This is a genomic window from Streptomyces corynorhini (assembly GCF_003346515.1).
GTDB lineage: Bacteria > Actinomycetota > Actinomycetes > Streptomycetales > Streptomycetaceae > Streptomyces > Streptomyces corynorhini.
Genome location: NZ_QQNA01000143.1, coordinates 1 through 9,739, shown reverse-complemented (window position 1 = coordinate 9,739; position 9,739 = coordinate 1). Strand labels below are relative to the sequence as shown.

At 71.9% G+C, this 9,739-nt stretch carries 10 protein-coding genes and 2 pseudogenes; 4 read left to right on the top strand and 8 right to left on the bottom strand.

All coding sequences use genetic code 11. The features are described 5' to 3' along the window. Both DVH02_RS18540 and DVH02_RS18535 read right to left on the bottom strand, forming a co-directional pair. Positions 1 to 177: GHMP family kinase ATP-binding protein (locus DVH02_RS18540; RefSeq protein WP_456113493.1), on the bottom strand; the 177-nt coding region annotated here is incomplete at its 3' end. After that, positions 123 to 488, bottom strand: a pseudogene (locus DVH02_RS18535) (alpha/beta hydrolase); the annotation flags it as partial. The pseudogene DVH02_RS18535 and the gene DVH02_RS18540, both read right to left, overlap by 55 nt. Before the next feature lie 174 nt (positions 489 to 662). On the opposite strand from DVH02_RS18535, the gene DVH02_RS18530 reads away from it, so the two are divergent. Then, positions 663 to 1,808, top strand: a complete 1,146-nt coding sequence (locus tag DVH02_RS18530; protein WP_114624932.1) for an adenosine deaminase — start codon at positions 663 to 665, stop codon at positions 1,806 to 1,808. Positions 1,809 to 1,946: 138 nt separating this feature from the next. Next, entirely contained in the window at positions 1,947 to 2,309 is a 363-nt protein-coding gene (locus DVH02_RS18525; protein WP_114624931.1) for an ATP-binding protein, read from the top strand. A 65-nt stretch (positions 2,310 to 2,374) separates the two neighbouring features. Here the strand turns inward: DVH02_RS18525 and DVH02_RS18520 are convergent. The 3 genes and pseudogenes from DVH02_RS18520 to DVH02_RS18510 all read right to left on the bottom strand — a co-directional run. Then, a pseudogene (locus tag DVH02_RS18520) lies at positions 2,375 to 2,569 on the bottom strand (PspC domain-containing protein); the annotation flags it as partial. A 95-nt stretch (positions 2,570 to 2,664) separates the two neighbouring features. After that, positions 2,665 to 3,273, bottom strand: coding sequence for a VanZ family protein (locus DVH02_RS18515; RefSeq protein WP_114624930.1), 609 nt, complete (start codon positions 3,271 to 3,273; stop codon positions 2,665 to 2,667). Between the two features lie 169 nt (positions 3,274 to 3,442). After that, positions 3,443 to 4,432 (bottom strand): MBL fold metallo-hydrolase, encoded by a 990-nt coding sequence (locus DVH02_RS18510; protein WP_114624929.1) that lies wholly within the window; start codon positions 4,430 to 4,432, stop codon positions 3,443 to 3,445. A gap of 101 nt (positions 4,433 to 4,533) precedes the next feature. On the opposite strand from DVH02_RS18510, the gene DVH02_RS18505 reads away from it, so the two are divergent. Continuing rightward, positions 4,534 to 5,517: an AraC family transcriptional regulator gene (locus DVH02_RS18505; protein WP_114624928.1), complete on the top strand. Its 984-nt coding sequence runs from the start codon at positions 4,534 to 4,536 to the stop codon at positions 5,515 to 5,517. 16 nt (positions 5,518 to 5,533) lie between these two features. Here the strand turns inward: DVH02_RS18505 and DVH02_RS18500 are convergent, their stop codons facing one another. The 3 genes from DVH02_RS18500 to afsQ1 all read right to left on the bottom strand — a co-directional run bounded on the left by DVH02_RS18500 (position 5,534) and on the right by afsQ1 (position 8,702). After that, positions 5,534 to 6,148, bottom strand: coding sequence for a hypothetical protein (locus DVH02_RS18500; protein WP_233518311.1), 615 nt, complete (start codon positions 6,146 to 6,148; stop codon positions 5,534 to 5,536). Positions 6,149 to 6,372: 224 nt separating this feature from the next. Next, positions 6,373 to 8,028, bottom strand: coding sequence for an ATP-binding protein (locus DVH02_RS18495; RefSeq protein ID WP_407697643.1), 1,656 nt, complete (start codon positions 8,026 to 8,028; stop codon positions 6,373 to 6,375). Beyond that, positions 8,025 to 8,702: a two-component system response regulator AfsQ1 gene (gene afsQ1 / locus DVH02_RS18490; protein WP_199566339.1), complete on the bottom strand. Its 678-nt coding sequence runs from the start codon at positions 8,700 to 8,702 to the stop codon at positions 8,025 to 8,027. The genes DVH02_RS18495 and afsQ1 overlap by 4 nt, the downstream gene beginning before the upstream one ends. Before the next feature lie 192 nt (positions 8,703 to 8,894). Between afsQ1 and DVH02_RS18485 the strand changes: the two genes are divergently transcribed. Beyond that, a complete protein-coding gene (locus DVH02_RS18485; protein WP_114624925.1) occupies positions 8,895 to 9,686 on the top strand; it encodes a SigE family RNA polymerase sigma factor in 792 nt (263 codons plus the stop codon). Positions 9,687 to 9,739: the final 53 nt, after the last annotated feature.

Sequence of the window (9,739 nt, the reverse complement as noted above, 5' to 3'; positions counted from 1 at the left end):
GACGGCGGGTTCGGGGGCGGGGAGGGCGGGCTCGTAGAGGTCGTCGAGGGCCAGCGCGGTGACGACCTCCAGCGCGGCGGAGGAGGAGAGCCCGGCGCCGGTGGGGACGGTCGACGACAGGGGTGCCCGGCCGCGCGCAGCGCCGCCCGGCCGCCCATCCCGTGGCCCGCCAGGCACACCGGTACGTCCCCGTGCCGCCGTACGACCTCCCGGGCCGCGCACTCGGCGTCCGCCGCGAGCGAGGCGTCCGCGCCGTTCCAGCCGCGCGTGCCGTAGCGCACCGTGTGCACCAGCAGCCCCTCGGGCGACCCGGCCCGCGCCAGCGAGCGGGCGAGCGGCAGCATCCGCAGGGCGGCGAGGCGCGAGGGCCCCTTCGCGGAGACGGGCTCACCGGCGGGCAGTACCAGCACCACCCCGGCGACGGAGGCCCCTTCCGCGAGCGGCAGTACGGGCCGCCCGAGCCGCGTCCTCGGCTCCTCGTGACGCACGTGTGTCTCCCCGACCCGGCCTGCCGTACGTCCCCCCGGCCCGGGAACCGCCTGCTGTCCCATGGCAGAACAGTCTCAGAAGGACAGGTGTACGCCACCCGTCCGCGCGGTCACTGTTACGTATCGTCCAGCGGTACTCTACGCGCGTAGGCGGGCAGGCGTTAGAGTGCTTGGATGACGAGCCAGACGCACCGTCCGCCCACCGCCGACCAGATCCGCCGCGCCCCCAAGGTCCTGCTCCACGACCATCTGGACGGCGGACTGCGCCCCGGCACGATCATCGACCTCGCCCGCGGGAGCGGCTACGAGGCCCTGCCCGAGCAGGAGGCCGACAAGCTCGGCCTCTGGTTCCGCGAGGCGGCCGACTCCGGTTCGCTGGAGCGCTATCTGGAGACCTTCGCCCACACCTGCGCCGTCATGCAGACCCGTGAGGCGCTCCACCGGGTCGCCGCCGAGTGCGCCGAGGACCTCGCCGGGGACGGTGTCGTCTACGCGGAGGTGCGCTACGCCCCCGAGCAGCACCTGGAGGCCGGTCTCACTCTCGAAGAGGTCGTCGAGGCCGTCAACGAGGGCTTCCGCGAGGGCGAGCGGCGCGCCCGCGAGAACGGCCACCGGATCAGGGTCGGCGCCCTGCTCACCGCGATGCGCCACGCGGCCCGCGCGCTGGAGATCGCCGAACTCGCCAACCGCTACCGCGACGCGGGCGTGGTGGGCTTCGACATCGCGGGCGCCGAGGCGGGCTTCCCGCCCACCCGTCACCTGGACGCGTTCGAGTACCTGAAGCGGGAGAACAACCACTTCACCATCCACGCGGGCGAGGCGTTCGGGCTGCCGTCGATCTGGCAGGCGCTCCAGTGGTGCGGCGCCGACCGGCTGGGCCACGGGGTGCGGATCATCGACGACATCGAGGTCGCCGAGGACGGCTCGGTGCGGCTGGGGCGGCTCGCCGCGTACGTACGGGACAAGCGCGTCCCCCTGGAGCTGTGCCCCAGCTCCAACCTCCAGACCGGGGCCGCCGCCTCGTACGCCGAGCACCCCATCGGGCTGCTCCGCAAGCTGCACTTCCGGGCCACCGTCAACACGGACAACCGGCTGATGTCCGGGACGAGCATGAGCCGGGAATTCGAGCTGCTGGTCGAAGCATTCGCTTACACGCTCGACGACATGCAGTGGTTCACCGTCAATGCGATGAAATCAGCTTTCATTCCTTTCGATGAAAGACTGGCCATGATCAACGATGTCATCAAGCCCGGATATGCCGAGCTGAAATCCGAATGGCTGTTCAAGCAGTCGGCTGTGACCAGCGAATCTGTCGGCTGAATACGTCCATCGTATAAATCGGGGAGCGGGTCGGGACACGCGTGTCCCGGTCACTTCCGGGTGATTGCGGGCAGCGCGTCCGTCTGACTAACTTGCGGAGCTGCCCATATCCCGCCTTCCCCAAGGACGAAATCCCAGATGAAGCAGTCCGCCGTCAAGACCATCGGTGCCGCCGCCCTCGGCGCCGCCTTCGCCGCCACCGCCGCGGGCAGCGCCTCCGCCGCGCCGTCCCTCCCGGACACCGGCGCCACCCTGGACACCCTCGGTGTCGTCACCCAGACCCTGCCGCTGGAGACCGTCGCGGAGAAGCTCCCGGCGCCCACCTCCGAGGTGGTCACCACGGGCCGCTCCGTCCTCAACGGTGTGCAGAAGACCACGCAGAGCGGCCCGAAGGCGAACGCCGCCAAGGCGGCCGACCCCCTCTCGGGGCTGCTCGGCGGTCTGCCGGTCAACGGCCTGGCCAAGGGCGGCAACGGCCTCAACGGCCTGCCGCTCGGCTGAGCACGCCGGGTCGGCCACGCTCGGCCGGCCACGCCCCGCGCCACCGCCCGGCGCCGCACGCGCGCGGTGGTCGAGGTCTCCTTCTCGCCCGGCAGCAGCACCCACAGCGCCAGATAGACCAGGAACTGCGGCCCCGGCAGCAGACACGAGACCACGAAGATCACTCGCATCGTGTTGGCCGAGATGCCGAAGCGCCGCGCCAGCGCCGCGCACACCCCGCCGAGCATGCGTCCCTCACGTGGGCGGACCAGTCCGGACATGATGGGCTCCTTCGCGAGACCGTAGCGGGAGCCTCTCCGTCGTGTGCTCCCTCTCACGTTCCATGGTGGCGCGGGGGGCGGAACAAAGCATCGCTCTATGGGGCGATACCGACCCTGGGAATCGTCGGGGTCGCCCCCTGCGGGATCTCCTCCCGGGCGACCGCGTACGACGCCTCGCGCGAGAGCCGGGACAGCCGCGAGAGCCGTGACACGTGGGACAGCCGCGAGAGTCGTCCCCGGGAGCCGCCGCGCCCCACGCCGCCTCCCGCGCCGCCCCTGAGGCGGCGCGCGCCGCGTGCCGTACGGGGCCGGACACCGCGCCGCAGCCTGGCCCGGCCCGCGGGCACCACCGCCAGATGGGCCAGCGCCACGCCCACCGTGTTCAGCAGGAGCGAATCCACATCGGCCACCCGCCCCGGCACCGCGGTCTGCGCCAGCGTGATCCCGAGCGAGACCAGCGCGCCCGCCGTGACCGTACGCGCCAGGGAGGCCCAGCCGGAGACGGCGAGCCGGCCGTCCACCATCGGCAACAGCACCCCGAGCGGCGCCAGCAGGACCAGCCCCTCGCCGATCCGGTGCAGGGCCGCCGGCGGACCGAGCGCCAGGCTCGCTCTGATGCCCGCGAACGGCGTCGCGTTGGCGGCGTCCACCCACATCACGTCCAGCGGGCGGAGCGTCAGCCACCCCACCACCAGCAGATGCATGAGGAGAAGAACGAACCCCGCCCTACGGAAGCGGATGACGGCGCTGCCGCCAGGACCTTGACGCACGATGCCAAAGACGCGGCGCCCGGCGGGAACGGTTCCGCTCGCGCCGGAAGAACAGGCCCATGAGACGGGTGTCACCCGAACGGCGGTAGATGCCCCGGCCTCCTCAGCGCGGACCGGCCGTCGCCCAGGCGCCGAGAGCGAACCCCTCCCCCCGCCGCCGTACCTCCAGGGCGCCCGCGCCGCCGAAGTGCGCCGGTACGAGCAACTCCCTTTCGTCGGCGGCCCGTCCCAGGACCCGGAGGCGGCTGGCCGCCGCTTGCCCCGGGGCCAGGCAGGAACTGCTGTTGCGGCAGTGGTCGAGGATCTGCACCGGGCTGTGCAGCAGGTCCCCGACGAAGACCGCCCGGTCGCTCCCGGAGGCGAGGCGCAGCACGGACGAGCCGGGGGTGTGGCCGGGCGCCGACTCCAGGGTGAGGTGTTCGTCGACGCGGTGGAGGCCGTCCCACAGCAGGGCCTGTCCGGCCCGGTGGACGGGGGCGATGCTGTCTTCGTAGATCAGGCGGTCGACCTCCTGCGCGCCGTTCCCGTACGCGTTGTCCGGACCGTAATGGAAGTCGTCGGCGGCCGGAATGAGGTACTGGGCGTTGGGGAACGTCGGCACCCACTCCCCGCCCGTGCCCCCGCCCGCGCCCGTGTCTCCGTTCGCGCCTCCGCCCGTGTCTCCGTTCGCGGCAACGGTGTTCCAGCCGACGTGATCGACGTGCAGGTGGGTGTTGACGACGACGTCGACATCCTCCGGACGGATTCCGGCCCGCGCCAGGAGGCCGAGGAAATCCCCCTGACGCTGGTGGAAGTACGGCGCCATACCGGGCCGGTCGCGCCCGTTGCCCGCGCCCGTGTCGACCAGGATTGTCCGTCCGGCGCTGCGCAGGACCCACGACTGAAGCGCGATCACCGTCCGGTCGCTGTCCGGCATCCAGTGGTCCGGGGCCAGCCAGTGCTCGTTGTCCCGCCACACCTCGGCGCCGACGTCCGGCAGGAACTCCGAGACGGGCAGGAACGGCTCGTGCCACTCCACGATCCGGATGACCTCGACATCGCCCAGCGTCATGCGCTGCACGCGCTCGTTCACGTTCTCGTTCTCGTTCCTCATGCGCTCGACTCTAAGAAGCGGTGAACGATCTCCTCAATGCGTATCCAGCTCAATAAAATACGTGTCCGTCTCATCACTCAGATGGCGGATATCCTGACGGGATGGATGTGGTGAGCGACGCGATCTCCGCCGTGCGCCTCGGGCACCCCGCGTCCCAGCGGGTGCGGAGGGGCGGGAGCTGGTGCGCGCGGCTGGACCCGTACGACGGCGCGGGCTTCCACGTCGTCCTGAAGGGCGGCTGCTGGCTGCTGACCGACGGCGGCACCCAGGTGTTCCTCGGCGTGGGTGACGCGGTGCTGCTTCCGCACGGCACGGGCCGGGTGATCGCCGATTCCCCGCTCGACGCGGCGACCGCGCGGGAGAGGGCGGTACCGGTCGACCGACTGCTCGCGGCGACGGGGCCGGGTACGGGGGCGGGTACGGGGCCGCAGGCGCCTCCGGGGCCGGGTACGGGGCCGCGCGCCCGGCCCGGTCGTGACGAGACGGAGGTGCTCTGCGGCGGGTACGCGCTCGACTGCAGCCGGATGCACCCGCTGATGGCGGAACTCCCCGAGGTCGTCCACCTGCCCAGCCGCGTGGGCAGCCACCTCGAACTGCGGGCCGCCATCGACCTGCTCGCCGGGGAGCTGGACGCGGTGCGGCCCGGCTCCTGCGTCGCGCTCCCGAACCTGCTCGACCTGCTCCTCGTCTACATGATCCGCTCCTGGATGGCCGAGGCCACCAGCGGATCATGGCCCGGTGCGCTGGGCGACCCGGTCACGGCCGCCGCCCTGCGGGCGCTGCACTCCGACCCGGCCGCGCGGTGGAGCAACGACCTGCTGGCCGCGGCGGCGGGCGTCTCCCGTGCCACCCTGGCCCGCCGGTTCACCAGCAGGATCGGCCGCGCCCCGATGTCCTACCTCGGCTGGTGGCGGGTGATCCTCGCGGCCACCCTGCTCCGGGAGACCACGCACACCCTGGCCACGATCGCGGGCCGGGTCGGCTACGGCAGCCCGTACGCCCTCTCGCACGCCTTCGAGCGGGAGTTCGGTACGACACCGGGGCGGTACCGGGCGCGGGCCGCGGACCGGGCCGCCGCCAGGTGAGACGGGGAGAAGGGCGTCACGACGCCGTCGGCGCGGCGGCGGGCGGAGCGGTGGTCGGCACTCCGGTGTCCGGATGGATCTTCGTCTCCTTCTCGCACGCGTAACCGCGCGCCGGATACCCGCCGGGACCGCCCAGCACCACCTTGCCGTCCGTGGCCCCGCTCTCGGCCAGCGTGCACACGATCTGGGCGAGCGCCACCGTCGGCAGATCCTCCGGCTGCCGGTTGAGCCGCAGCGTCCCGGCCGGGTCACCCTTACGGGACCCCGAGACCAGCAGCGGCCCCCGTACGGACGTGCTGAAGCCCGCCTCCCGCTCGGCGGCCGACGGCCGCGCCTGAAGCTCGTCCAGCAGCCCCTGGGCGGTTTTCCTCCGCGCGTCGTCCGAGCCCGCCCCGCCCTCGGGGATGCGGGCCGCGCGCTCCACCGATGCCAGACCGGAGGAGCACACCAGGTAGACGCGGGCCGGGATGCCGGACTCGGCCTGGGTGATGACGTTCTCGCCGGAGATCTCACAGGGCATCCGGGAGGGCGCCGCCCCGGCGTTCACCGGTATCGAGGTGGTCCTGATCCCGCAGGCCGAGAGGGCCAGCGCGGCCAGCGCCAGCACCCCGGTGAGACGTACGAGACGCACCGGGCCTACGCGTCGCACCGGGCCTACGCGTCGCGCCGGGCCTACGCGTCGCGCCGGGCCTACGCGTCGCACGGTGCCACGGGAGCCCGCTCCGACCGCCTCGGCCACCCTGACCGATCCGGCCACCCTGCCCGATCCGGCTGCCCCGTCCCGTCCGGTCGCCCCGTCCCGTCCGGCCGATCCGGCGGCGCCCCCGGTCCCGCGTCTGCCCGTACCCGCGCGCGTCACGACGCGTCGCCTCCCTCTCGCCCGTCCCGACCGGCGTCCTCGGCGTCCTCGCCGCCGTCGCGCGGCAGCCGCAGCACGAACATCGCCCCGCCGTCCGGCACATTGGCGGCCGTGATGTCCCCGCCGTGGATGTGCGCGTTCTCCATCGCGATCGACAGACCGAGCCCGCTGCCCTCGGACCGCGGCCGCGAGGCGCTCGCCTTGTAGAAGCGGTCGAAGACGTGCGGCAGGACCTCTTCGGGGATGCCGGGGCCGTGGTCCCGTACCTCGATGATCAGCTCGTCGCCCTCCGTGCGCACCGCCACCCGGACCGGCGATCCGCCGTGCTTGAGCGCGTTGCCGATCAGGTTCGCCATGATCACATCGAGTCGGCGCGGATCGAGCCGCGCCATGGTGCCGCGCTCGGCGACCAGGTCCACCGCGTCCAGCCAGGCCCGCGCGTCGATGCACGCCGTCACCTGGTCGGCCACGTCCACGTCGTCCAGCACCACCCGCGCCGTCCCCGCGTCGAAGCGGGTGACCTCCATCAGGTTCTCCACCAGGACGTTCAGCCGCCGGGTCTCGCTCACCACCAGCGTCACCGCCGGGGCGATCATCGGATCCAGGCTGTCCGCCTCGTCCTCCAGCACCTCGGTGACGGCGGTCAGCGCGGTCAGCGGGGTGCGCAGCTCGTGCGACATGTCCGCGACGAAGCGGCGGCTGGACTCCTCCCGCGCGCTCATGTCCGTGACCTTCTTCTGGAGCGACTCGGCCGCGCTGTTGAACGTACGGGAGAGATCCGCCAGTTCGTCCGTCCCCGACACCCGCAGCCGCGTCTCGAACTGGCCCTCACCGAGCTGCCGCGCCGCCTCGCCCAGCCGCTGCACGGGCCGCAGCACGGTCGTCGCGGCGGCCTGCGCCAGCAGGGCCGAGCCGATCAGCGCGACGGCCGTGGCGATCCCCAACGACCAGGCCAGCGAGTTCAGATCAGCGCGCTCCTGGTCGAGGGATTTGAAGAGATAGCCCGTCGGCCCGCCGCCGATGATCCGGGTACCGGCCACCAGATACGGGGTGTCGCCGCGCTCGGTGCGCTGCCAGAAGACGTGGTACGGGTTCTTGTTGGCGGACGTGATCCGCTGCCGGTCGTTCACCGCGTCCTGGAGCGACTTCGGCACGTCGTCCAGCGTGAACGTGTCCGGATCGGAGGCGGCCACGATCGGCTTCCCCCGCTCGCGCTCCCCGATCAGCAGCACGTTGTAGCCGGAGTTGTCGCCCGCCATCTGATCGGCGGTGGTCAGCAGATCGGTCTGGCCGGGCCGCAGCGGCAGCTCCGCCGCACGGTTCTGCATCTCCTGTTTGAAGTCCTTGAGCGTCGCTTCCTGGGTACGCGTCAGCACCGCCTCGCGGTTGAGCCAGTACGCGATCCCCGAAGCCGAGACGGCCGCCGTCAGCGCCACGGCGCCGAAGACCACCACCAGCCGCAGCCGCAGACTCGACCAGCGCAGCCCCGCGAGCACCGCCCCCTTCACCGCACCCGCCCCGCCGCCCTCTTCCGTTCCCGGTCCCGTTCCCGCGTCCGTACCACCGGCCGCCCGCGCGTCGCCGCCCGCCACACCCTCGTCCCTGCCTGGCGGGGCCTGGTCGGCCCCGCCCCCCGAGGTCGTCTCCGTCACGAAGGACTGTCCAGCCGGTAGCCCACTCCGCGCACGGTACGGATCAGCGTCGGCGAGGACGGCACGTCCTCGACCTTCGCGCGCAGCCGCTGCACACACGCGTCCACCAGCCGCGAGTCGCCCAGGTAGTCGTGCTCCCACACCAGCCGCAGCAGCTGCTGGCGCGACAGCGCCTGGCCGGGACGTCGGCTCAGCTCCAGGAGCAGCCGCAGCTCGGTCGGGGTGAGCTGCATGTCCTCACCGTTCTTGGTGACCGTCATCGCCGACCGGTCGATCACCAGACTGCCGAACGTCGCGGAGTCGGTGGACTCCCGCTCGCCCCGCCGCAGGACCGCACGGATCCTGGCGTCCAGCACCCGGCCCTGCACCGGCTTCACCACATAGTCGTCCGCGCCCGACTCCAGACCGACGACCACGTCGATGTCGTCGCTGCGCGCCGTCAGCAGAATGATCGGCAGCTGATCGGTCCGCCGGATCCGCCGGCACACCTCGAAGCCGTCGATCCCGGGCAGCATGACGTCCAGCACGATCAGATCCGGCCGCTGCTCCCGCAGCAGTTTCAGGCCGTCCTCTCCCGTCGCCGCGGTGGCCACCCGGTGGCCCTGGCGTGACAGGGAGAGTTCGAGGGCCGTGCGGATGGCGTCGTCGTCCTCGATCAGCAGCAGAAAAGGCACGAGGAGCATTCTGTCTCATGGGGGACCGGAGTTCGACTGCTGGAGCGCTCCCACTCGTTCCCGCACTTCTTCCACAAGGAACGATCTCCCCTGTGACAGTGCTGTGACAGTCGGGGGACAGGCTCATGAAACTGCCCCGGCAAGCTCATTGGCACAAGGAACGAAGCAACTCCAACCGACGGGGGGCGCGGGATGAACGCACTGCACGGCACGACCACGAGCGCGGCAGTGGTCACGCGTCTGCACGACGTCACGAGGAGCGGCGAGAAGTCCGGTGCCGTGAACGGACGGGGGTGCGTTCGCGGCACCGGGCGTCAGCACAAGCCGCCGTACATGACGGTCGCTGACGCCATCAGGCTTCCCCAGTCACCGCGCGTGGCCGGCGGGGGAGTCGGGTACGGGGAGGTCTCGGGGGAGCGGACGCTCCGCAAGGACACGGCGGACACGGGGGGAACGGGGGACGCCGAAGCGGCGTTCACCGCCTACGTCCAGGAGCGCCGCGCCTCCCTGTACGCGACGGCCTACCACCTGACCGGTGACCGTTTCGAGGCCGAGGACCTGCTCCAGAGCGCCCTGTTCTCCACCTACCGGGCCTGGGACAGGATCAGCGACAAGGCGGCGGTCGGGGGCTACCTGCGCCGCACGATGACCAATCTGCACATCAGCGCCTGGCGCAGGCGCAAGCTCAACGAGTACCCGACGGAGGAGCTGCCGGAGACGGCGGGCGACACGGACGCGATGCGCGGCACCGAACTGCGCGCCGTGCTCTGGCAGGCGCTCGCCCGGGTTCCGGAACTCCAGCGCACGATGCTGGTACTGCGCTACTACGAGGGCCGCACGGATCCGGAGATCGCGGAGATCCTCGACATCAGTGTCGGCACGGTCAAGTCGAGCATCTGGCGGTCGCTCCGTCGGCTGCGCGAGGACGAGGTCCTCAGCTTCGGCCGTGACGAGGAGGAGTCCTTCGGCGAGTTGGTGGCCTGAGGGGCGGTAAATGGGGGGCCTGGCGTCTCTGGGGGGAGGCGTCGGGAGTACGG